The 21,496-nt window shown below is 61.2% G+C and carries 22 protein-coding genes; 8 read left to right on the top strand and 14 right to left on the bottom strand.

Annotation, left to right across the window (positions count from 1 at the left end):
- Positions 1–136 precede the first annotated feature (136 nt).
- The 6 genes from hemJ (at position 137) to coq7 (ending at position 4,649) form a co-directional block, all read left to right on the top strand.
- Positions 137–565, top strand: a complete 429-nt coding sequence (gene hemJ / locus A462_RS18835) for a protoporphyrinogen oxidase HemJ (protein ID WP_003210937.1) — start codon at positions 137–139, stop codon at positions 563–565.
- A gap of 24 nt (positions 566–589) precedes the next feature.
- On the top strand, positions 590–1,558 hold the full coding sequence (locus A462_RS18840) for an NAD(P)H-dependent flavin oxidoreductase (protein ID WP_008434459.1): 969 nt from the start codon (positions 590–592) through the stop codon (positions 1,556–1,558).
- Between the two features lie 63 nt (positions 1,559–1,621).
- Positions 1,622–2,587, top strand: coding sequence for a DUF805 domain-containing protein (locus A462_RS18845; RefSeq protein WP_003210940.1), 966 nt, complete (start codon positions 1,622–1,624; stop codon positions 2,585–2,587).
- Between the two features lie 62 nt (positions 2,588–2,649).
- Entirely contained in the window at positions 2,650–3,438 is a 789-nt protein-coding gene (locus A462_RS18850; protein WP_003210941.1) for an SDR family NAD(P)-dependent oxidoreductase, read from the top strand.
- Positions 3,439–3,484: 46 nt separating this feature from the next.
- On the top strand, positions 3,485–3,823 hold the full coding sequence (locus tag A462_RS18855; RefSeq protein ID WP_003210943.1) for a histidine triad nucleotide-binding protein: 339 nt from the start codon (positions 3,485–3,487) through the stop codon (positions 3,821–3,823).
- Positions 3,824–4,001: 178 nt separating this feature from the next.
- A complete protein-coding gene (gene coq7 / locus A462_RS18860) occupies positions 4,002–4,649 on the top strand; it encodes a 2-polyprenyl-3-methyl-6-methoxy-1,4-benzoquinone monooxygenase (protein ID WP_003210945.1) in 648 nt (215 codons plus the stop codon).
- A 60-nt stretch (positions 4,650–4,709) separates the two neighbouring features.
- On the opposite strand, the gene A462_RS18865 is transcribed toward coq7, so the two are convergent.
- Positions 4,710–5,132, bottom strand: a complete 423-nt coding sequence (locus A462_RS18865; protein WP_003210947.1) for an OsmC family protein — start codon at positions 5,130–5,132, stop codon at positions 4,710–4,712.
- A 250-nt stretch (positions 5,133–5,382) separates the two neighbouring features.
- On the opposite strand from A462_RS18865, the gene crp reads away from it, so the two are divergent.
- Positions 5,383–6,027 (top strand): cAMP-activated global transcriptional regulator CRP, encoded by a 645-nt coding sequence (gene crp / locus A462_RS18870; RefSeq protein ID WP_008434453.1) that lies wholly within the window; start codon positions 5,383–5,385, stop codon positions 6,025–6,027.
- Here crp and A462_RS18875 read toward each other — a convergent pair.
- Genes A462_RS18875 through A462_RS18890 form a run of 4 tightly spaced genes read right to left on the bottom strand, consistent with a single transcriptional unit; the run spans position 6,024 to position 9,207 of the window.
- Positions 6,024–6,719: a lipoate--protein ligase family protein gene (locus A462_RS18875; RefSeq protein WP_032899286.1), complete on the bottom strand. Its 696-nt coding sequence runs from the start codon at positions 6,717–6,719 to the stop codon at positions 6,024–6,026. The genes crp and A462_RS18875 overlap by 4 nt on opposite strands.
- A 2-nt stretch (positions 6,720–6,721) precedes the next feature.
- Positions 6,722–7,558: an indole-3-glycerol phosphate synthase TrpC gene (gene trpC / locus A462_RS18880; RefSeq protein WP_008434448.1), complete on the bottom strand. Its 837-nt coding sequence runs from the start codon at positions 7,556–7,558 to the stop codon at positions 6,722–6,724.
- On the bottom strand, positions 7,555–8,604 hold the full coding sequence (trpD, locus tag A462_RS18885) for an anthranilate phosphoribosyltransferase (protein WP_008434447.1): 1,050 nt from the start codon (positions 8,602–8,604) through the stop codon (positions 7,555–7,557). The genes trpC and trpD overlap by 4 nt, the downstream gene beginning before the upstream one ends.
- A 9-nt stretch (positions 8,605–8,613) precedes the next feature.
- Positions 8,614–9,207: an aminodeoxychorismate/anthranilate synthase component II gene (locus A462_RS18890; RefSeq protein ID WP_003210957.1), complete on the bottom strand. Its 594-nt coding sequence runs from the start codon at positions 9,205–9,207 to the stop codon at positions 8,614–8,616.
- A 412-nt stretch (positions 9,208–9,619) separates the two neighbouring features.
- Between A462_RS18890 and estP the strand changes: the two genes are divergently transcribed.
- Positions 9,620–11,542 carry an esterase EstP gene (estP, locus tag A462_RS18895; RefSeq protein WP_008434445.1) on the top strand — a complete coding sequence of 641 codons (1,923 nt, stop codon included), beginning with the start codon at positions 9,620–9,622 and terminating at the stop codon, positions 11,540–11,542.
- Positions 11,543–11,680: 138 nt separating this feature from the next.
- Here the strand turns inward: estP and trpE are convergent, their stop codons facing one another.
- The 9 genes from trpE to A462_RS18940 all read right to left on the bottom strand — a co-directional run bounded on the left by trpE (position 11,681) and on the right by A462_RS18940 (position 21,490).
- Positions 11,681–13,162 (bottom strand): anthranilate synthase component I, encoded by a 1,482-nt coding sequence (gene trpE / locus A462_RS18900; RefSeq protein WP_003210962.1) that lies wholly within the window; start codon positions 13,160–13,162, stop codon positions 11,681–11,683.
- 68 nt (positions 13,163–13,230) lie between these two features.
- Positions 13,231–14,049, bottom strand: coding sequence for a phosphoglycolate phosphatase (locus tag A462_RS18905; RefSeq protein WP_003210964.1), 819 nt, complete (start codon positions 14,047–14,049; stop codon positions 13,231–13,233).
- Positions 14,046–14,720: a ribulose-phosphate 3-epimerase gene (gene rpe, locus A462_RS18910; RefSeq protein WP_008434441.1), complete on the bottom strand. Its 675-nt coding sequence runs from the start codon at positions 14,718–14,720 to the stop codon at positions 14,046–14,048. Before rpe ends, A462_RS18905 begins: the two co-directional genes overlap by 4 nt.
- An 83-nt stretch (positions 14,721–14,803) precedes the next feature.
- Positions 14,804–15,952 (bottom strand): iron-containing alcohol dehydrogenase, encoded by a 1,149-nt coding sequence (locus A462_RS18915; protein ID WP_008434439.1) that lies wholly within the window; start codon positions 15,950–15,952, stop codon positions 14,804–14,806.
- Between the two features lie 202 nt (positions 15,953–16,154).
- A complete protein-coding gene (locus A462_RS18920; protein WP_003210970.1) occupies positions 16,155–16,979 on the bottom strand; it encodes an ABC transporter permease in 825 nt (274 codons plus the stop codon).
- A 13-nt stretch (positions 16,980–16,992) separates the two neighbouring features.
- On the bottom strand, positions 16,993–18,225 hold the full coding sequence (locus A462_RS18925; protein ID WP_003210972.1) for an ABC transporter permease: 1,233 nt from the start codon (positions 18,223–18,225) through the stop codon (positions 16,993–16,995).
- Positions 18,226–18,437: 212 nt separating this feature from the next.
- Positions 18,438–19,478 (bottom strand): ABC transporter substrate-binding protein, encoded by a 1,041-nt coding sequence (locus A462_RS18930; RefSeq protein WP_003210973.1) that lies wholly within the window; start codon positions 19,476–19,478, stop codon positions 18,438–18,440.
- Between the two features lie 43 nt (positions 19,479–19,521).
- Positions 19,522–20,634, bottom strand: coding sequence for an ABC transporter ATP-binding protein (locus A462_RS18935; RefSeq protein WP_003210974.1), 1,113 nt, complete (start codon positions 20,632–20,634; stop codon positions 19,522–19,524).
- A 226-nt stretch (positions 20,635–20,860) separates the two neighbouring features.
- Complete coding sequence (locus A462_RS18940) at positions 20,861–21,490, bottom strand: response regulator (protein WP_003210977.1); 630 nt, start codon at positions 21,488–21,490, stop codon at positions 20,861–20,863.
- Positions 21,491–21,496: the final 6 nt, after the last annotated feature.

The following is a 21,496-nucleotide window of genomic DNA, read 5'->3' as shown; positions in this document are numbered from 1 at the left end:
AAACCTGCCCTCAACGAACCCACTGGAAAGCCGTCGATAATAGGGTTCGTATCGTCCTGCGACAACCTTCAACATGACGTGTAGACGCAAGAGCCACTACTATCTTCAGCTACCGTGAACCTGGGAATAACTAAAAATGCTTTATCTATGGGTCAAAGCCTTTCATATCGTCAGCATCGTCTGCTGGTTTGCCGCGCTGTTCTACCTTCCGCGCCTGTTCGTCTACCACGCCCAAAGCGAGGACACCATCAGCAAGGAACGCTTCAGCGTGATGGAGCGCAAGCTATACCGCGGCATCATGGGCCCGGCGATGATCGCCAGCCTGGTGTTCGGCGGATGGCTGATCTACCTCAACCCGGCCATCTTTCAATCCGGCGGGTGGATCCACGCCAAGTTGACCCTGGTAGTACTGCTCATCGGCTACCACCATATGTGCGGCGCGCAGGTAAAACGTTTCGCCCGTGGCGAAAACACCCGCAGCCATGTCTTTTATCGCTGGTTCAATGAAGTGCCAGTTCTGATATTGCTGGCTATCGTAATTTTGGTCGTGGTCAAACCGTTCTAATCTCTATTACTCGGGGTACTTCCAATGTCGCTGCCCGCTTCGCTCGAACAAAATCTGCGCCTGCCCGTCGTGGCTGCGCCGATGTTTCTGATCTCCAACCCGCAACTGGTGCTGGCCTGCTGCCGCAACGGGATCGTCGGCAGCTTCCCTGCCCTCAACCAGCGGGAAAGCAGCGGCTTCAAGGCGTGGCTGGAAGAAATCGAAGCGGGCCTGGCGCTGCTGGATAACCCGGCGCCCTATGCGGTCAACCTGATCGTGCACAACAGTAACCCGCGGGTGGAAGCTGACCTGGCGATCTGCGTCGAGCACAAGGTGCCGATCGTCATCACCAGCCTGGGCGCGGTGAAAGAATTGGTAGACGCGGTGCATAGCTACGGCGGCCTGGTATTCCACGATGTCACCACCCGGCGCCACGCCGAAAAAGCCGCTGAAGCCGGCGTCGATGGCCTGATCGCCGTTGCGGCGGGCGCCGGTGGCCATGCCGGCACCTGGAGCCCGTTCTCGCTGATCGCAGAAATCCGTCAGTTCTTCGACAAAACCCTGCTGCTCGCCGGTTGCCTGAACCACGGCCACGAAATCCTCGCCGCGCAACTGCTCGGCGCCGACCTGGCCTATTTCGGCACGCGTTTTATCGGCACCACCGAAAGCCATGCCCCGGATGCCTATAAAGAGATGCTGCTCACATCGCGCGCCGCCGACATCGTGCACACTCCAGCCGTCTCCGGTGTTCCCGCAAGCTTCATGCGCCAGAGCCTGGAAAACGCCGGTTTCGACCTCGCCGCGCTGCAAGGCAAGGGTGAAGTCAATTTTGGCTCCAAGCTCAAGCCACTCAACGACGAAGCCAAAGCCTGGAAGACCGTGTGGTCCGCCGGCCAGGGCGTCGGAGAGATTGATGATTTGCCCAGCGTCGATGAACTCGTGGCCCGCCTGGATGCCGAATACCGCAAGGCGCTCGAGCATGCGGCACAATTGCCTGAACGCTGGCCACGCTGATCCGCGATCCAAAGCCTGCTGATCAAGGCAGGCCTCCCCTATTCAAGTGACAAGGATGCCCGCATGAGCGACAACCGTTTCAAGATTGTATTTGATGGCGCATTGCTCCCGGGTGTCGAAAGCACCACCGCCAAGCTGAACCTCGCCGAGTTGTTCAAAAGTGATGTCGACGCGATCGAAAAGCTTTTCACCGGCCGCCCGGTCGCGCTGAAACGCGACCTTTCCCGCGCCGATGCCGAGACCTATCTGCAAGCGCTGAAAAACGCCGGGGTGGATGCGCGGATAGAAGAAGAGCAGCCGGTCGCCTTCAGCCTTGCCGAAACCCATGAAACGGACTCCGGCAGCGCGACTGACTACACCCGCCCCGCCGCATCGCCTTACGCCCCGCCCCGAGCCGCGGTTGGCGAGAACCTGCCGGAGTTTTCCACCCTTAAGGTATTCACCGTCAACGGCCGGATCGGACGCCTGCGCTTCCTGGCGTGGACGCTGGTGCTGAGCGTGGTGATCCTCCTCGTCTCCAGCGTGTTCTTCACCGTCGGACTTGGTATCGCTGCGGTCTCTCCGACGATTGCCATGGTCATTGGCTTCCTCGTGGGGATTGCCATACTCGTGGCCGCTGTGTGGGTCAGCGTACAGATCACCGTGCAGCGCCTGCATGACCTGGGCTGGTCCGGCTGGCTGTGGTTCCTGCACCTGGTGCCCTTCGTTGGCAGCATCTTCCCGATCCTGCTGATGGTCCTCCCCGGTAACACGGGCGCAAACCAGTACGGCGCGCCACCACCGCGTAACTCCACTGCGGTGAAAATCCTCTCCGCATTGTGGCTCGCATTCATTCCGCTGGTATTTGCCGGCGCGGTGTTGGTTGGCATGAGCGGCTACCTGGATCAACTGGAAAGCGATGTAGGTGGCAGCTACGAAAGCAGCTCCATCAACTCCGATGACGACAGCGACCAGGCCACCACCGTCGATGAAGTCGATGTGCAAAGTGCTGACGACACAGCCGAACCTGTAGACTCTACGCAACAGTGAAAAACGCCCGACGCCTGTGACGCCTCTGTCACAGGCCCGGTAGCGTTGCGATGGAGAAACGCATGACCCGTTACGCTCTGATCACCGGTGCCTCCAGCGGCATCGGCCTGGCCTTGGCCGAAGCACTGGCCCGTCGCGGCCGCAGCTTGATTCTGGTGGCCCGCCAGCGTGATCAGTTGGAAAGCATTGCAATCGAATTGACTCAGCGCTTCGGCGTCGAGGTGCTGTTCCGCGCCTGTGACCTGGGCGAGCCCCTGCGGCTCTCCGGGTTCCTGCTGGAACTGGAAGAAGGCGAGCGGCAGATCGACCTGCTGGTCAACTGCGCCGGCATCGGTACCAGCGGCCCGTTCCTGGCGCAGGACTGGATGACCGAGCAGGACCTGATGGAGGTCAACATCCTCGCCCTGACCCGCATGTGCCACGCCCTCGGCAACGCCATGGCCCTGCACGGCGGCGGGCAGATTCTCAACGTCGCGTCGGTTGCCGCGTTCCAACCCGGCCCGTGGATGAGCACTTACTACGCCAGCAAGGCCTACGTGCTGCACTTTTCCGAAGGCTTGCGCGAGGAACTGAAGACCTGCGGCATCAAGGTTTCCGTTCTTTGCCCCGGCCCGACCCGCACCGCATTCTTCGGCACCGCCCAAATGGACACCGCCAAGCTGGATCGCAGCCAACAGTTGATGAGCCCGGAAGAAGTCGCGCTCTACACCGTGCGTGCGCTGGCCAGGAACAAAGCCATCATCATTCCCGGCCGGCGTAATCGCTGGCTGGCGTTCAGCCCGCGCCTGAGCCCGCGCTGGCTGACCCGCAAGATCGCCGGCGCGATCAACAAGGCCTATTGCCCGCGCTGATCGCCTGAGTACACTCACCCTGCACTTTCACAATGGAGAAACAGCTGTGGATACTCTGTTCACCAAGATCATCAACAGAGAAATACCCGCGAAGATCATCTACGAGGATGACCAGGTCCTGGCCTTCCACGACATCGCGCCAATGGCACCCGTGCATTTCCTGGTGATTCCGAAAAAGCCGATCCGCACCCTCAACGACCTCACCGAGGAAGACAAGGCGCTGGCCGGGCATATCCTGTTCACCGCCCAGCGCCTGGCGGTTGAGCAAGGCTGTGAGAAGGGCTTCCGTGTGGTGATGAACTGCAACGAAGATGGCGGACAGACCGTTTATCACATCCACATGCATGTTCTGGGTCAACGCCAGATGAACTGGCCGCCGGGCTGAGCACTACCTGTGGCGAGGCAGCTTGCTCCCGCTGGGCTGCGTAGCAGCCCCAAAAACGAGAGCGCTGCGCACTCCAGCGGGAGCAAGCTCCCTCGCCACACAAGCAATTTGACCCAGCGCAAACGCTTCCCCCTCTCTTGCGGTAAACTGGCCGCCGAGATTCTTCCCGGAGGTCAGCATGACTACCCAACGTCACTACTCGCCGATTGATCGTCTGTTGCTGCAAGCCGATACGGCCATGCGCACGCTGCTGCCATTCAGCGGCCAACCGCACCGCCCGTCGCCCGCCATCGTGCGGCCCGAAGCGCAGATGAGCGAGACCGACACCCGCCACGTCGCCGGCCTGATGCGTATCAACCATACCGGCGAGGTCTGTGCCCAGGCGCTGTACCAGGGCCAGGCCCTGACCGCCAAACTGCCGCAAGTGCGCGCTGCGATGGAACATGCCGCCGAAGAAGAAATCGATCACCTGGCCTGGTGCGAACAACGCATTCGCCAGTTGAACAGCCATCCGAGCGTGCTGAACCCGCTGTTCTACGGCTTATCGTTTGGCATTGGTGCGGTGGCCGGGCTGATCAGCGACAAAGTCAGCCTGGGTTTTGTGGCCGCCACCGAGCATCAGGTGTGCAAACACCTCAATGAACACCTCGAGCAACTGCCGGCTGAAGACGAAAAGTCCCGGGCGATTCTTGAGCAGATGCGCATTGATGAAGAACATCACGCCGAAAGCGCGCTGGACGCGGGCGGCTTCCGCTTCCCGGCACCGGTGAAATTTGGCATGAGCCTGCTGGCCAAGGTCATGACCAAAAGCACGTACCGCATCTAGTTTCAGCAGAAAAAAAGGGCGCTATCAAGCGCCCTTTCTTTTTGCCTGCCGATTGAAGAATCAGCCCAACTCAATGATCTCGTAATCATGAGTGATGGCAACGCCCGCAGCACCCAGCATGATCGAGGCCGAGCAGTACTTCTCTGCCGACAACTCGATGGCCCGCTTGACCTGGGCTTCTTTCAACGCCCGGCCCTTGACGACAAAGTGCATGTGGATCCTGGTAAACACCTTCGGGTCTTCGGTGGCACGCTCGGCTTCCAGGAATGCTTCGCAGCTTTCCACCGCCTGGCGGGACTTCTTCAGGATGCTCACCACATCGAAATTGCTGCAACCGCCTACACCGAGCAGGAGCATTTCCATCGGGCGTACGCCCAGGTTGCGGCCACCGGCCTCCGGCGGGCCGTCCATGACCACCACGTGGCCACTGCCCGACTCACCGAGGAACATGGCTTCGCCCGCCCATTGGATGCGTGCCTTCATCGCCCAGACTCCACTGCTAAAAAAGGGTCGCCAGCTTAGCACAGCACTTTGGGCCGGCAGCGTTTCCCATGAAAGCGATCAACAGCAGGGTTTGCTGGGTAAATTCCCTAATGAAGTCAGAATGTGTCTGTTAAGCTGGCGCCAAATCAATGGCGCATTGCCATCCATTGGATGATGTAGCTTAGCCGTTGATCGCGCTGGATAAAAAAACAAGCTCACCAACACCGTGCAGTCTTTTCGGGATACAACCATGGTTGCTATTACTCCCACACCCAAAATCAAGAACCTCGACAAACTGCTGATGCATTGTCAGCGCCGGCGTCATCCAGCCAAGCACAACATCATCTGCGCGGGCGAGCGCTCGGAATCCCTGTTCTTCATTATCAAAGGCTCGGTCACCATCCTGATCGAGGATGACGATGGTCGCGAAATGATCATCGCCTACCTCAATACCGGTGATTTCTTCGGTGAACTCGGGCTTTTCGAACAAGCCGGCAAGGAACAGCAACGCAGTGCCTGGGTGCGGGCCAAGGTCGAATGCGAAGTCGCCGAGATCAGCTATACGAAATTTCGCGAACTGGCCCAGCAGGATCCCGAGATTCTATACGCCCTGAGCGGCCAGATCGCACAGCGCCTGAGAGACACCACGCGCAAAGTCGGCGACCTGGCGTTCTTCGACGTCACCGGCCGGGTTGCCCGCTGCCTGCTGGAGTTGTGCAAGCAACCGGACGCCATGACCCATCCCGACGGGATGCAGATCAAGATCACCCGCCAGGAAATCGGGCGGATCGTCGGTTGCTCAAGGGAAATGGTTGGCCGCGTGCTCAAGGACCTGGAGGAACGCAACCTGGTGCATGTCAAAGGCAAGACCATGGTGGTCTTCGGTACGCGTTAAAACGGCAGGAAACTCGCAAGCATCTGACGGTACAACGTATCAAGCCGGGCAATCGCATCTGGCGCCGCAAAGGCTTCGTGCAGGGCGATGTGGCTTTCGGCGCGCACCCGTTGTTCCAGGCCGCATGCTTCATTGAAGCGATTGACCGCGGCGATCAACTCGACGCGATCGTCATCCAGCAGCAACGCACCATGCACCAACCCCACCGGGCGCCCGCCACTCTGGCGCCAGCGCTGGGCGGTACCGACCATTTTGCGACCATCAAGGTTGACGTTGTAGCGACCGTCGCAAAACGCACCGTCGATCTCGCCCACCGACGCGTTGCCACCCAACTCGATCAGCAGGTCGCAAATCGGCTGGCACAGACGCTGGTAGCCGGTTTCGATACGGCCCTGGTCACCTTCACTGCGTGGTGGCGCGTAGACTAACGCGATATTGACCGTGGCTGCCGATTGCGGAACCGGCTCACCGCCCGTTTCCCGCAGCAGCACCGGCCAACCGGCATCTGCCGACACCTGGCTGGCGGTCTCGAATGCCGGAAGGCGGCTCAAACGACGAGGCATCACCAACGCTTGATCGCTGGGCTGCCAGAACAGCAGGCCGAACGGTTGCTCGCCGGCACAGACCGCGGCAAGCAAATCCTGCTCGGCCTTAAGGCCTGCCTCGACCGTCATCGCCACCGGCTGGGTCATCATCAATCCAGGGTCGAGCCACTGACGGCAACGCCACGCTCCGGGAAGAACAGGCGCTGCAACTCAGCCCCCGGGTTCTCGGCACGCATGAAGGTTTCGCCGACGAGGAACGAGTACACGCCGCTGATTTCCATCAGTTCCACATCGGCGCGATTGACGATGCCGCTTTCGGTGATCACCAACCGGTCGCGCGGGATGCGCGGCAACAGGTCGAGGGTGTTTTCCAGGCTGACTTCGAAGGTGTGCAGGTTGCGGTTGTTGACGCCCACCAACGGTGTGTCGAGGGTTTTCAACGCGCGTTCCAGTTCATCACCGTCGTGCACTTCCACCAGCACATCGAGGCCAACACTTTTGGCCACGGCTGCCAGCTCGGCCATCTTCACGTCATCCAGTGCGGAGACGATCAACAGCACGCAATCGGCGCCCAAGGCACGGGCTTCGACGATCTGGTAGGGGTCGACCATGAAGTCCTTGCGGATCACCGGCAGCGAACACGCCGCACGCGCTTGCTGCAGGTACAGGTCGGAACCCTGGAAATAGTCGATATCGGTCAACACCGAGAGGCACGTCGCGCCACCCTTTTCATAGCTCCTGGCAATGTCTTCAGGGATGAAGATCTCGCGAATCACGCCCTTGCTCGGCGAAGCCTTCTTGATTTCAGCGATAACGGCCGGCTGTTTTTCCTTGGCCTGCTTGATCAGCGCATTGGCGAACCCACGCGGTGCATCAGCGGTTTTCGCCAGGCCTTCCAGCTCAGCCAGGCTGACCCGGGCACGGCGCTCGGCGACTTCTTCTGCCTTGCGGGCCAGGATTTTTTCCAGAACGGTCGGAACACTCATCCTTCATTCTCCACTTTGAACACCGCAGTAAACGCACCCAGTTCTTCGAGCTTTTCGCGCGCCAGCCCGGTATGCAATGCATCATGAGCGAGGGCAACACCCTCTTTAAGACTGTAGGCGTGATCCGCGGCGTACAGCGCCGCACCGGCGTTGAGCACAATCATTTCTGCGGCTTTCTGGCCGTTTTCGGTCTTGCGGCGTCCCAGGGCATCGTGAATCAGTTCGAGGGAGGCTGCCGGGCTTTCTACTGCCAGGCCGTGCAGGCTCTGGCTTTTCATGCCGAGGTCTTCTGGCTCGACCCAATACTCGGTGACCTGGTCGTTCTTCAACTCCGCCACGAAGGTCGGTGCCGCCAGGCTGAACTCGTCGAGGCCATCCTTGGAGTGCACCACCAGCACGTGCTTGCTGCCCAGGCGCTGCAGGACTTCAGCCAATGGCCGGCACAGCGCCTGGCTGAACACGCCCACTACCTGATGCTTCACACCGGCCGGATTCGTAAGCGGGCCGAGCATGTTGAACAGGGTACGCAGGCCCAAGTCCTTGCGCGGGCCGGCGGCGTGTTTCATCGCGCCGTGATGGGACTGGGCAAACATGAAGCCGATGCCGACATGATCGATGCAGCGCGCCACTTGTACCGGGGTCAGGTTCAGGTAGATACCTGCTGCTTCCAGCAAATCGGCGCTGCCGCTTTTACCCGACACCGCGCGGTTACCATGCTTGGCCACGGTGCAGCCGGCAGCGGCCACCACAAAGGAAGAAGCCGTCGACACGTTGAAAATGTTCGCACCGTCGCCGCCGGTGCCGACCACGTCGACCACGCCGTCGAGGGTCTTGAGTTCAACCTTGTCGGCCAGCTCACGCATGACCGACACAGCGCCGACGATTTCGTCGATGCTCTCGCTCTTCATGCGCATGGCCATCATGAACGCGCCGATCTGCGCGTCGGTGCATTGACCGGTCATGATCTCGCGCATCACATCGCTCATTTCAGCGGTGCTCAGGTCCAGATGGCCGACGATACGGCTCAGGGCAGTCTTGATATCCATGAAAAGTCCTTAGCGCGTGCCGCCGCTCTGCTTGAGAAAGTTAGCGAACAGCTCGAAGCCCTGCTCGGTCAAAATCGATTCCGGGTGAAATTGCACCCCTTCGACGTTCAGTGTCTTGTGACGCAGGCCCATGATCTCGTCGACGGAGCCGTCTTCAAGCTGGGTCCAGGCCGTCAGCTCAAGGCACTCGGGCAGGGTTTCACGCTTGACCACCAGCGAGTGGTAGCGGGTTACCGTTACCGGCAGGTTCAAACCCTGGAATACGCCCTGGTCCTTGTGAAATACCGGGCTGGTCTTGCCGTGCATTACCTGGCGGGCGCGGACGACGTCGCCACCGAAGGCCTGGCCGATGGACTGATGGCCCAGGCACACGCCCAGGATCGGCAGCTTGCCGGCAAAGTATTGGATGGCTTCGAGGGAGATGCCCGCTTCGGTCGGCGTACACGGGCCTGGGGAGACGACGATGCGTTCAGGGTTCAACGCGGCGATCTGGGCCACGGTCAATTCGTCGTTGCGCACCACCTTGACCTCGGCGCCGAGCTCGCCCAGGTACTGCACAACGTTGTAGGTAAAGGAGTCGTAGTTATCAATCATCAGCAACATGTGGGTTAAAACCTCTTGAATTCACTGACTTCTAATGACGGCCTTCCAAGGGAGTGACCCGCTGCCAGACGCACTTTCCGGTTGCCGGGGTTGGTCGGCAAGGGGCGTTTAACAGAGGGTGAAGAAGGCAAATCGGTACAGGTCCGGCGGGGCCGGTAGAGAAAAGTTAGGCGCGCCAACGCCAACGGGCGTGTGCCTTGACTACTCGCATCAAGAGTTTGCTGATGATCAACACGGGGAGGGTCTCATTCATACGTTCAGGCACAGTAACGTAGCCTCGCCAACGGTGCAATATCGAGCCGCAAATACGGGGGGAACTGCCCGACTGATAATTGGCGTCAAACTTTTCAGAACCCTTCCAAGGGCGCTACAGTCACAGTGCTGACAAAAAAACAAAATCATGGACGGACTCATGACCAAGATGCCCTATTTCACCCCCATCGTCGGCTGCCTCTTGGCGCTGGCATGCTCGCAAGCCTTCGCCGCGCCCTCGCCTTATTCGACGATGGTCGTTTTCGGTGACAGCCTGGCCGACGCCGGTACATTTGCCGACCCTGGCGCACCGGGCTCAACCTATCGCTTCACCAACCGCACCGGCCCGCAATACTTCGACGGCAGCGGCGAAAGCACATCGCTGATCTCCTCGACGTTATTGGGCGGCAAGCTGGGTGTTGCCCCGGGCGACCTGAATGCCTCGACCTCGCCGGAGCGCGCCGCGCTGGGCCAGCCAGACGGCAATAACTGGGCCGTCGGCGGCTACACCACCCAACAGATCTACGATGCCATCACCGGTAACTCCACCGTCACCGACAGCGACACCGGGCAGGTATTGCGTACACGTCCCGGATACCTGGCATCAACGGGGGGCCGAGCCGACCCCAACGCGTTGTACTTTCTCTCCGGCGGCGGCAATGACTTCCTCGACGGCCTGGTCCTCAGCCCCGACCAGGCCTCGGCCGCAGCCGGGCGCCTGGCCGACAGCGCCCAGGCGCTGCAACAGGCTGGCGCCCGTTATGTAATGGTATGGATGCTGCCGGACCTGGGCCTGACACCTGCCGTCAATGGCACCCCGCTCCAAGGGGCCGTCAGCACCCTGGCCGGCGCGTTCAACCAGACCCTGGTACAGCGCCTGTCGCAAATCGATGCGCAGATCATCCCGCTGAACATTCCGTTGCTGCTCAAGGAAACCTTTGCCGATCCCGGGCGTTTTGGTTTTGCCACCGACCAGAACCTCAACCAGACGTGCTTCAGCGGCACCACCTGCAGGAATCCGGTGTATGGCGTCGGCGGCACCAATCCGGACCCGACCAAGCTGATTTACAACGACACCGTGCACCCGACCGAGGCCGGCCAGGTACTGATCGCCGACTACGCGTATTCGCTGCTGGCAGCCCCCTGGGAAATCACCCTGCTTCCGGAAATGGCCCAAGGCACCTTGCGCGCCCATCAGGATTCATTGCGCAACCAATGGCAAGCCGACTCCCGTAGCTGGCAGGCCGTGGGCCAATGGCGGGCGATCGTCGACGCTGGCGGCCAGCACCTGGACTTCGATGATCAGAACAGCTCGGCCAGCGGTGACGGCAGCGGCTATAACCTGAACATCGGTGGCAGCTACAGGCTCAATGACGAGTGGCGCGTGGGTGTGGCAGCAGGCTTCTATCGCCAGAGTCTTGAGGCCGGCGCCAGCGATTCGGACTACAAGCTCAACAGCTACCTGGGCACCGCGTTCGCCCAGTATCAAGAGGACCACTGGTGGGCCGACGCCGCATTGACCGGCGGCAAACTGGACTTCGACAACCTCAAGCGCAAGTTCGCCCTGGGCATCAGCGAAGGCACCGAGAAAGGCGACACCGACGGCTGGCTATGGGCATTGAGCGCACGGGTTGGGTATGACATCGCCGAGCCAAACAGCGAATGGCACTTCTCACCCTTTATCAGCGCTGACTATTCGCGGGTCGAGGTGAATGGTTATTCGGAGAAAGATGCCCGTTCCACCGCGCTGACCTTTGATGACCAACAGCGCGACTCCAAGCGTTTGGGAATCGGATTACAAGCCAACTACCGCTTCACCCCGCAAACCCTGGTGTTTGGCGAAGTGGCCCACGAGCACGAGTTTGAAAACGATACGCAGCGAGTGGGCATGTCCCTCAACAGCGTGCCGGGGATTGATTTCAAACTGGACGGCTACACGCCACGCAGCAATTCAGATCGCTTGAACCTGGGGATTACCCACAAGGTGACCAAGGACCTGGCGCTGAACGCGGCCTATAACGTGAGAAAGGATGACAACTTTACCCAGCAAGGGCTGAGTGTCGGGGTGAGTCTGGATTTCTGACTCGGACTTGAAACTGACAAATACCAAATGTGGGAGCGGGCTTGCTCGCGAAAGCGGTGCGACAGTCGCCTTATATATCGACTGATACACCGCCTTCGCGAGCAAGCCCGCTCCCACATTTTTGATCTACGTCTGACTTCAGTCCTGCGGGGTCTGCTCAGCCAACGCCACCGCGCGGAACATCGCCCGGCGCTTGTTCAGCGTCTCTTCCCATTCCAGGGCCGGTACCGAGTCGGCCACAATCCCGCCGCCCGCCTGCACGTGCAGTTCGCCGTCCTTGATCACCGCCGTACGGATCGCGATCGCAGTGTCCATATTGCCGTTCCAGGCGAAATACCCCACCGCGCCGCCATACACACCCCGCTTCACCGGCTCCAGCTCGTCGATGATTTCCATCGCGCGAATCTTCGGTGCGCCCGACAAGGTGCCCGCCGGCAGGATCGCCCGCAGTGCATCCATCGCCGTCAACCCGGCCTTCAGCTCGCCGGTGACGTTGGACACGATGTGCATCACGTTGGAGTAACGCTCGATCACCATCTTCTCGGTGAGCTTCACCGAACCGATTTCCGAGACACGCCCGGTGTCATTGCGGCCCAGGTCGATCAGCATCAAGTGCTCGGCGATTTCCTTGTCGTCGCTCAACAGGTCCTGTTCCAGCGCCAGGTCGGCCTCTTCGGTCGCACCGCGAGGGCGGGTGCCGGCAATCGGGCGCACGGTGATCAGGTTGTCTTCCACACGCACCAGCACTTCCGGCGAACTGCCCACGACGTGGAAGTCGCCAAAGTTGAAGAAGTACATGTACGGCGTCGGGTTGAAGCAGCGCAGCGCCCGGTACAAATCAATCGGCGCGGCCTTGAAGTCGATGGACATGCGTTGCGACGGCACCACCTGCATGCAGTCACCGGCAAGGATATATTCCTTGATGGTATCGACCGCACGCTCGTAGTCATCCTGGGTAAAGCTGGAGCGGAATACCGGGTCAGCCGCCGGTGGACGGCTGAGGTCCAGGCCGCGACGCGGGGTGATCGGCTGGCGCAGTTTTTCCAGCAGCGCTTCCAGGCTCGCCTGGCCTTGCTCGAACGCATCGGCCTGGGAAGGATCCGCCAACACGATAGCGTGCATCTTGCCCGCGAGGTTGTCGAACACCACCACCGCGTCGGAAACCATCAGCAGAATGTCCGGCACGCCCAACGGATCGGGGTTCGGGGATTTGCCCAGGCGTTTTTCCACGTAGCGCACGCAGTCGTAGCCGAAGTAACCCACCAGGCCGCCGTTGAAGCGCGGCAGGCCGGCGATGGTCGGCACGTTGTAGCGCGCCTTGAATTCCTCGACGAAGGCCAGCGGGTCTTCCACGTCGTGGCTTTCGATCTCGACGCCGTCCAGGGTGATGCTCACATGGTGATCATGTACCCGCAGCACCGTGCGGCACGGCAGGCCGATGATCGAATAACGGCCCCATTTCTCACCGCCCTGCACCGACTCCAGCAGATAGGAGTTGGGCTCGTCGGCCAGTTTCAGGTAGATCGACAGCGGGGTGTCGAAGTCGGCCAGGGTTTCGCAGGCCATGGGGATACGGTTGTAGCCGGCAGCGGCCAAACGCAGGAATTCTTCGCGGATCATGAGGTGCCTCGTGGCTTGAGGGTCTAACGGTCAGGTGTGCAAACGTGCCGCAGCGCGGCGAGGATCAGTCAGGCGCGCCAACGCCAGCGGGCCAGGGCCTTGATGACTTTCATCCAGAGTTTGCGAGTGACCACCACGATGGGATTTCCAGAGGGGGATGGAACAGCGTCGGGCAACGTTATCTCAGCGCCCGTTCCCAAGCAACCGGGGATTAACAGGCGCAGGTCATCAATCACCAGCGCCGGGGATTCTTCGGCAATCGGCCGGCCATGGTTGTAGCCGTAACTCAAGGCCACACACTTGACCCCCGCCGCTTTCGCCGCCAGCACATCACTGCGCGAATCGCCGACAAACAGCGATTGGGACGCCGGGATATTGGCCATTTTCATCACGAAGAACAGCGCGGCCGGGTCGGGCTTCTTCTGCGGCAAGGTATCGCCGCCGATGATCCAGCGGAAATACCGGCCGATCTTCATCTGGTCCAACAGCGGTGCGACGAAACGCTCCGGCTTGTTGGTGATCAGGGCCATTTCCACGCCCTGCTTGTGCAGCCATTTCAGGGTGTCGCGCACGCCGGGATAAACCACGGTCAGTTCGTGGCCGTTTTCGTAGGCCACGTTGAACAGCTCAAGCGCATGCTCGGCTTCCACATCATCGACACCCTCGGCCTCGATGTTGTTGGCCAAGGCCCGACGCACCAGCATCTGCGCGCCATTGCCGACCCACTCGCGCACCGACTCGATACCCGCCGGCTTGCGCCCCAGCTTGAGCAGCATCTGGTCCACCGCCGCGGCCAGGTCCGGCACTGAATCGATCAACGTACCGTCCAGATCGAACATCACCAGCCGTGGCAGTTTGCCGGGGAACAGTTGCTCAAAGCCACTCATGGACGCGCCAGCGCCAGTTCTGCACGCATCTTGGCGATCACTTCCTGATAGTCCGGGGCATTGAAGATTGCCGAACCGGCCACAAAGGTGTCGGCACCGGCCGCGGCGATTTCGCGGATGTTGTTGACGTTGACGCCACCGTCGATCTCCAGGCGGATATCACGGCCCGACGCATCGATCAGCGCCCGCGCTTCACGCAGTTTGTTGAGGGTGCCGGGGATGAACTTCTGCCCGCCGAAGCCCGGGTTGACGCTCATCAGCAACACCATGTCGACTTTGTCCATCACGTACTCAAGCACGCTCAGCGGAGTGGCCGGGTTGAACACCAGGCCCGCCTTGCAACCGCCCTCGCGGATCAGTTGCAGGGTGCGGTCCACGTGCAACGTGGCTTCCGGGTGGAAGGTGATGTAGGTCGCGCCGGCTTCGATGAAGTCACCGACGATGCGGTCCACCGGGCTGACCATCAAGTGCGCATCGATAGGCGCGGTCACGCCGTATTTACGCAGGGCGGCGCAGACCATCGGACCAATGGTCAGGTTCGGCACATAGTGGTTGTCCATGACATCGAAGTGAACGAAGTCGGCACCGGCGGCCAACACGTTGTCGACTTCCTCGCCCAGGCGGGCGAAGTCGGCGGAGAGAATCGATGGAGCAATGACGAAGGGCTGCATGACGCACCTTTTTGAGCTAAATCACGATGGCGCGCATTGTATACCTCATGCTTTGCCGCGCGCACCGTGACCTCGCTCAATGGTTAATAAGCTGCCCGGTAGATTTTCTCGATATCAGCGGCGCTGAGCTTGCGCGGATTGTTGCGCATCAGCCGCTCGATCCCCGCCGCTTCTACCGCCATGGCCGGGATCGCGTCTTCAGGCACACCGAAGCTGCGCAGGCCGGACGGAACCTCGACTGCGGCACACAGTCGCGTCATTGCATCGACGGCCTGGTCGGCGGCATCCACCGCACTCAACCCCGTGATATTCACGCCCATGGCCTCGGCAATCTCCTGCATGCGCTCCACACACGCCAGCTTGTTCCAGTGCATCACGTAGGGCAGCAGCAAGGCATTGCTTACGCCGTGGGCGATGTTGAAACGCCCGCCCAACGGGTAGGCCAACGCATGCACCGCGCCCACGCCGGCATTCCCGAACGCCATCCCGGCCATCAGGCTGGCGGTGGCCATGTCGTCCCGGGCCTCAAGGTTGGCGGGGTTGGCGTAGGCCTTGGGCAACGCCTTGGCGATCAGTTTGATCGCCCCGATGGCCAGCGCATCGGTGATCGGCGAGGCATTCAGCGACAGGTAGGATTCGATGGCGTGCACCAATGCGTCCACCCCACTGGCGGCGGTGACGCTGCGGGGGCAAGTCAGGGTCATCTGCGGGCTGATCAGGGCCACGTCCGGCAGCAGGTAATCACTGACGATGCCTTTTTTCAGTTGCGCGACCTTGTCCGACAGAATCGCCACGTTGGTCACCTCCGAACCGGTGCCGGCGGTGGTGGGAATCGCGATCAGCGGCGGGCCTTTGCGCGGCACCTGGTCCACGCCGAACAGGTCGGCCAGGGCGCCATGGTAACCGGCGTAGGCCGCCACGCTCTTGGCGATGTCGATGGCACTGCCGCCGCCGACGCCGATCAGGCCGTCATGCCCGCCTTCGCGGTAGACGCGCATGCAGTCCTCGACGATGGCGATTTCCGGGTCGGGCAGCACGCGGTCGAAAATCTCGTAGGTCCGTTCGCCCAGGTGTTCCAGCGCCAGCGCCACGGTGCCGGACTTGACCAGTGCCGCATCGGTGACAATCAGCGGGTTGTCGACATCCAGCCGCGTCAGCTCGGCGGCCAGTTGCTCGATGGCGCCTGGGCCGGTGAGCAGTTTGTGGGCGATCTTGAATGAGGAAGTACTCATGTGCGCGGCCTCTTATCAGTTATGGGCTGGCACAAGATTAGCTGACTTGGGCTGGTTGTCTTGCATTCAGCTACTGAATAGACACAAACCCAATGTGGGAGCGGGCTTGCTCGCGAAGGCGGTAGGCCAGTCGATATCTCCGTTGACTGACACACCGCCTTCGCGAGCAAGCCCGCTCCCACATTTTGATCTCTGTTTGGCTTTAGACCTGGGCCGTACGCAGTTTCTCGCTACGCCCGCGCAGCCATTCCAGGGTCAGCAACAGCACCACCGAGAACGCGATCAACAAGGTCGCTGCGGCGGCAATGGTAGGGCTGAGGTTTTCACGGATGCCGCTGAACATCTGCCGGGGCAAGGTTGCCTGCTCGGGCCCGGCGAGGAACAGCGTCACCACCACTTCATCGAACGAGGTGGCAAAGGCGAACAGCGCACCGGAAATCACCCCCGGGGCAATCAATGGCAAGGTCACCCGACGAAACGCCGTCAGCGGTGACGCGCCCAGGCTGGCCGCCGCCCGCACCAGGTTATGGTTGAACCCCTGCAAGGTCGCCGACACGGTGATGATCACAAACGGCACGCCCAGCACCGCGTGCACCACGATCAGCGAGAAGAAGCTGTTGCCCAGGCCCAGCGGCGCGAAGAACAGGTAACTGGCCACACCGATAATCACCACGGGCACTACCATCGGCGAAATCACCAGGGCCATCACCAGCGCCTTGCCGGGAAAGTGCCCCCGGGTCAGGCCAATCGCCGCCAGCGTGCCGAACACCATCGCCAGCACTGTAGCCGCCGGAGCCACGATGATGCTGTTCTTCAGGGCGCGCATCCATTCCGCCGAACCGAAGAAATCCTGGTACCAGTGCAGCGAGAAACCTTGCAGCGGGTAGACCAGGAAACTTCCACTGTTGAACGACAGCGGGATGATCACCAGCACCGGCAAGATCAGGAACAACAGGATCAGGCCGCAGAGGATCCGCAAGCTGTAGAACCAGACCCGTTCCACGGGCGACATATAAGGGCTCAGCATCGCAACGGTCTCCTTAGCTCAGGCGCAGGCGGCTGGCGCCCACCAGCCAGTTGTAGATCAGGTACAGCACCACGGTGGCCAGCAGCAACAAGCCGCCCAAGGCCGTGGCCATGCCCCAGTTGATGCTGGTGTTGGTGTAGAAGGCCACGAAGTAGCTGACCATCTGGTCGTTCGGGCTGCCCAGCAAGGCCGGGGTGATGTAGTAGCCAATCGCCAAAATGAACACCAACAGGCAGCCGGCACCAACGCCTGCGTAGGTCTGCGGGAAGTACACGCGCCAGAAGCTGGCGAATGGATGGCAGCCCAGGGAGATTGCCGCCCGCATGTAGGTGGGCGAGATGCCTTTCATCACGCTGTAGATCGGCAAAATCATGAACGGCAACAGAATGTGCACCATGGAGATGTAGACCCCCAGCCGGTTGAACACCAACTCGACGGGTTTATCGATCAGCCCCATGCCCATCAGCGCGCTGTTGATCAAGCCGCCGGACTGCAGCAACACGATCCAGGCCGCCACGCGCACCAGCACCGAGGTCCAGAACGGCAGCAGCACCAGGATCATCAGCAGGTTGCTTTGCCGCGCCGGCAAGTTGGCCAGCAGGTAAGCCAACGGATAGGCCAATAGCAGGCAGCACACGGTAATGACCAGACCCATCCAGAACGTACGGGCGAAGATATCGAGGTAGATCGCCTGGTCCGGGGTGGCCGGGGCGATTTCGCCGAGGTCGTCGATGCGGTGATCGACGGCGGCCAGCAAGTAGTATGGCGTGAGGCTGCTGGTGTTGCGCCGGATCGCCTGCCAGTACGCCGGGTCGCCCCAGCGTTCGTCGAGGTTTTCCAGCGCTTCTTTATAGGAGGCAGGCGCTTCGGTGAACGGCAGCGCCCGCGCGGTTTTTGTCAGCAGGCTGCGATAGCCCGCCAGCTCCATGTTCAAGCGTTTGGAGAGGTCGCCCAGGGTCGAGTTTTTCCGGGCTTCGCCCAGGTCCTCGCTGATGGCCTGGTACACCGGCTCGCCCGGCAAGCCACGACCGTCCCAGGCCGTCACCGCCACCACCGTGCGCGGCAGGCCGCCCACCACTTCCGGGTTGCCGACGCTTTTGTAGAGCAGCGCCACAATCGGTACCAGGAACACCAGCAGCAAAAACACCACCAATGGCGCGATCAGGGCCTGGGCCTTCCAGCGGTTGAGCCGCTCGGCACGCGCCAGGCGCTGTTTCAGGGTGGGGCTGGGAATGGCGAGGGCCATGGCGAACTCCGGATCGTAAAAAAGAATGCAGACCTGTGAAGGCCCACACCTGTGGCGAGGGGGCTTGTCCCCCGTTGGGCTGCGCAGCAGCCCCAGTAAAGCCACTGTGGTTTATTAGACTGACCGCGGTGGCTGGTTTTGGGGCCGCTTCGCAGCCCAACGGGGGACAAGCCCCCTCGCCACAAAAAGCCCATCCACCCTGGGTGCGGTGGTTACTTGGCAGCCCAGGAATTGAAGCGCTGCTCCAGTTGCTCACCGTTATCCGCCCAGAAGCTCACGTCGATCTGCACCTGGTTGGCGATGTTTTCCGGGGTAGTCGGCATATCCTTCAGGATGTCCTTCGCCAGCAACGGTACCGCCTGGGTATTGGCCGGGCCGTAGGCGATGTTTTCCGAATAGGTCTTCTGCTGCTGCGGCTGCACCGAGAAGGCGATGAACTTCTTCGCCGCGTCAGCACGGTCTTTCGCCAGGCCTTTTGGAATGGCCCAGGCGTCGAAATCGTAGATCCCGCCGTTCCACACCACTTTCAAATTGCTTTCTTTCTGCACGGCAGCGATCCGGCCGTTGTAGGCAGAACTCATCACCACATCGCCAGAAGCGAGGTACTGCGGCGGTTGGGCGCCCGCTTCCCACCACTGGATATACGGCTTGAGCTCATCGAGCTTCTTGAACGCACGGTCCTGGCCATCTTTGCCGGCCAGCACCTTGTACACATCCTTCGGCGCCACACCGTCAGCCATCAAGGCGAATTCCAGGGTGTACTTGGCGCCCTTGCGCAGGCCGCGTTTGCCCGGGAATTTCTTGGTGTCCCAGAAATCGGCCCAGCCGCCTGGCGGTGCTTTCAGTTTGTCGGCGTTGTAGGCCAGCACCGTGGACCACACGAAGAAACCCACGCCGCACGGCTGGATCGCGCCCTTCACGTAGTCGCCCGGGTTGCCGAACAGTTTCGGGTCCAGGGGCTCGAACATGTCTTCGTCACAGCCACGGGACAGTTCCGGCGACTCCACTTCCACCAGGTCCCAGGACACGCTCTTGGTGTCGACCATGGCCTTGACCTTGGCCATTTCACCGTTGTATTCACCGGCGACGATCTTGCCGTTGCCCGCGCTTTCCCACGGTGCATAGAAGGCCTTGACCTGCGCCGCCTTGTTCGCGCCACCAAAGGACACCACCGTCAAATCAGGGCCTGCCATGGCCTGTGTCGCGCCCATCAAGCTCAGAGCCAGGGCGGAATATTTCAGGGATCTCAACATTGTTGTTCTCTCCACGTGCGAGGTTGGTGAAGCAAGGGGGCGATCAATTCGCCTCTAGAAGTGGGTCGAGTGCGCGAACGTGCTCGACTTGCCAGCCAATCGGTACCACGTCGCCGACCGCCAGGGCTGTGTCCAGCTCGGCGATCGGTTGTTTCACAAAAAAATCGGTCTTGCCGCAGACTTCCAGGCGCACCCGCACGTGGTCGCCCAGGTAGATGAACTCGGCCACGCGCCCGGAGAATCGGTTGACGCAGCTTTCACTGGAGCCATTCAGGCTGACGCGCTCGGGGCGCACCGACAGGGTCACCGGGCCGCCGACCTGGCCGACGTTCACCGCCAGCGCCTCGACCTTTTCGCCGCGCGCAAGTTCGACCACGCAGCGGTCGCCGGTGTGGCTGTGCAGGCGGCCATTGAGGCGGTTGTTCTCGCCGATGAAGTTGGCGACGAAGGTGTTTTTCGGTTCTTCGTACAAGGTGCGCGGGGCAGCGATCTGCTGGATCTCGCCCTGGTGGAACACCGCCACCCGGTCGGACATGGTCAGTGCTTCGCCCTGGTCGTGGGTCACGTACACCACCGTCACGCCGAGGCGCTGGTGCAGGTGCTTGATCTCCATCTGCATGTGTTCGCGCAGTTGCTTGTCGAGGGCGCCGAGGGGTTCGTCCATCAGCACCAGCTGTGGCTCGAACACCAGCGCCCGGGCCAGGGCCACCCGCTGCTGCTGGCCACCGGAGAGTTGCGCCGGGTAGCGCTGGGCGAAGGCATCGAGCTGGACCATGCTCAGTACACGCTTGACCCGCTCGCTGATGTCGGTCTTGCTCAGGCCGCGTACAGAGAGCGGAAACGCCAGGTTCTCGGAGACGGTCATGTGCGGGAACAGCGCGTAGTTCTGGAACACCATGCCGATGTCGCGCTTGTGGGGCGGCACGTTGTTGATGGAGCGGCCGGCCAGCTGGATCTCGCCGGCGGTGGGGGTTTCAAAACCGGCGAGCATCATCAGGCTGGTGGTCTTGCCCGACCCGGACGGCCCGAGCAGGGTCAGGAACTCGCCCTTGCGAATCTCCAGGTTGAGGTCTTTGACGATCAGGTTCTCGCCGTCGTAGCTCTTCTGCACGCCACGAAAGCTGACCAGCACATCATTTGAATCCACCTCGCTCATACCCGCACCTTTTTGTTTTGGACTGCCGTGGAACAAGCGTAGTCCCAGGGCAAGGCCGCGCAAATCGGGGGCCCGGAGAGATTGGCATCAGCAGGATGGAAGGTTTGGGGTAGGGATTGCCCTACACGGATGGCGGGGATAGAACAGAGCAGTTACAAACCCCACGCTACAAGCAGCAAGACCGGGCAGCGCGGCGCTCGGCAGGCAGTCGCAAACAGGTATGCCGCTATAGGAGTTTGTGCTCCATGGCGTACTTCACCAGTTCCGCCAGGGAGGTGATATTGAGCTTTTGCATCAGGCGCGCCTTGTGGGTACTGATGGTTTTGCTGCTCAACGCCAACTGCTGGGCGATGTCGTTGACGTTGGCGCCCTGGGCCAGGCGCTCGAATACCGAGAACTCGCGCTCCGACAACAACGAGTGCAATGGGCGGGAATCGGTGAGGCCGACTTCGAAGACCATGCGGTCGGCCAGGTCCGGGTCGATGTACCGTCCGCCCGCCGCGACCTTGCGGATCGCGGTCAGCAGCAGCGCCGGGTCGCTGTCCTTGGTGGCATAGCCGGCGGCACCGACCTTCAGCGCACGGGCGGCCATTTGCGCTTCGTCGTGCATCGACAGCACCAGGATCGCCGGGGGATTGTTCAGCGCACGGATCCGCGGGATGGCTTCCAGGCCGTTGACGCCAGGCATCGAGATGTCCAGCAACACCACCTCGCAAGGCACGTGGCGCAGGGTTTCCAGCAACTGCTCGCCATTGCTCGCCTCGCCCACCACCAGCAGGTCCTTGGCCAGGCCGATCAGTTGCTTGATGCCTTCGCGAACGATGGTGTGGTCTTCAGCTACCAGTACACGGATCACTGTGGA

This window comes from Pseudomonas sp. Ag1 (assembly GCF_000278565.1).
Taxonomy (GTDB): Bacteria; Pseudomonadota; Gammaproteobacteria; order Pseudomonadales; family Pseudomonadaceae; genus Aquipseudomonas.
This window is presented reverse-complemented; position numbering and strand designations above follow the sequence as displayed.

Bases quoted from the DNA above. Each gene is read 5' to 3' on its own strand.
- hemJ (WP_003210937.1), top strand. From the start codon at position 137: ATGCTTTATCTATGGGTCAAAGCCTTTCATATCGTCAGCATCGTCTGC.
- A462_RS18840 (WP_008434459.1), top strand. From the start codon at position 590: ATGTCGCTGCCCGCTTCGCTCGAACAAAATCTGCGCCTGCCCGTCGTG.
- A462_RS18845 (WP_003210940.1), top strand. From the start codon at position 1,622: ATGAGCGACAACCGTTTCAAGATTGTATTTGATGGCGCATTGCTCCCG.
- A462_RS18850 (WP_003210941.1), top strand. From the start codon at position 2,650: ATGACCCGTTACGCTCTGATCACCGGTGCCTCCAGCGGCATCGGCCTG.
- coq7 (WP_003210945.1), top strand. From the start codon at position 4,002: ATGACTACCCAACGTCACTACTCGCCGATTGATCGTCTGTTGCTGCAA.
- A462_RS18865 (WP_003210947.1), bottom strand. From the start codon at position 5,132: ATGAAGGCACGCATCCAATGGGCGGGCGAAGCCATGTTCCTCGGTGAG.
- crp (WP_008434453.1), top strand. From the start codon at position 5,383: ATGGTTGCTATTACTCCCACACCCAAAATCAAGAACCTCGACAAACTG.
- A462_RS18875 (WP_032899286.1), bottom strand. From the start codon at position 6,719: ATGACCCAGCCGGTGGCGATGACGGTCGAGGCAGGCCTTAAGGCCGAG.
- trpC (WP_008434448.1), bottom strand. From the start codon at position 7,558: ATGAGTGTTCCGACCGTTCTGGAAAAAATCCTGGCCCGCAAGGCAGAA.
- trpD (WP_008434447.1), bottom strand. From the start codon at position 8,604: ATGGATATCAAGACTGCCCTGAGCCGTATCGTCGGCCATCTGGACCTG.
- A462_RS18890 (WP_003210957.1), bottom strand. From the start codon at position 9,207: ATGTTGCTGATGATTGATAACTACGACTCCTTTACCTACAACGTTGTG.
- estP (WP_008434445.1), top strand. From the start codon at position 9,620: ATGACCAAGATGCCCTATTTCACCCCCATCGTCGGCTGCCTCTTGGCG.
- trpE (WP_003210962.1), bottom strand. From the start codon at position 13,162: ATGATCCGCGAAGAATTCCTGCGTTTGGCCGCTGCCGGCTACAACCGT.
- A462_RS18905 (WP_003210964.1), bottom strand. From the start codon at position 14,049: ATGAGTGGCTTTGAGCAACTGTTCCCCGGCAAACTGCCACGGCTGGTG.
- rpe (WP_008434441.1), bottom strand. From the start codon at position 14,720: ATGCAGCCCTTCGTCATTGCTCCATCGATTCTCTCCGCCGACTTCGCC.
- A462_RS18915 (WP_008434439.1), bottom strand. From the start codon at position 15,952: ATGAGTACTTCCTCATTCAAGATCGCCCACAAACTGCTCACCGGCCCA.
- A462_RS18920 (WP_003210970.1), bottom strand. From the start codon at position 16,979: ATGCTGAGCCCTTATATGTCGCCCGTGGAACGGGTCTGGTTCTACAGC.
- A462_RS18925 (WP_003210972.1), bottom strand. From the start codon at position 18,225: ATGGCCCTCGCCATTCCCAGCCCCACCCTGAAACAGCGCCTGGCGCGT.
- A462_RS18930 (WP_003210973.1), bottom strand. From the start codon at position 19,478: ATGTTGAGATCCCTGAAATATTCCGCCCTGGCTCTGAGCTTGATGGGC.
- A462_RS18935 (WP_003210974.1), bottom strand. From the start codon at position 20,634: ATGAGCGAGGTGGATTCAAATGATGTGCTGGTCAGCTTTCGTGGCGTG.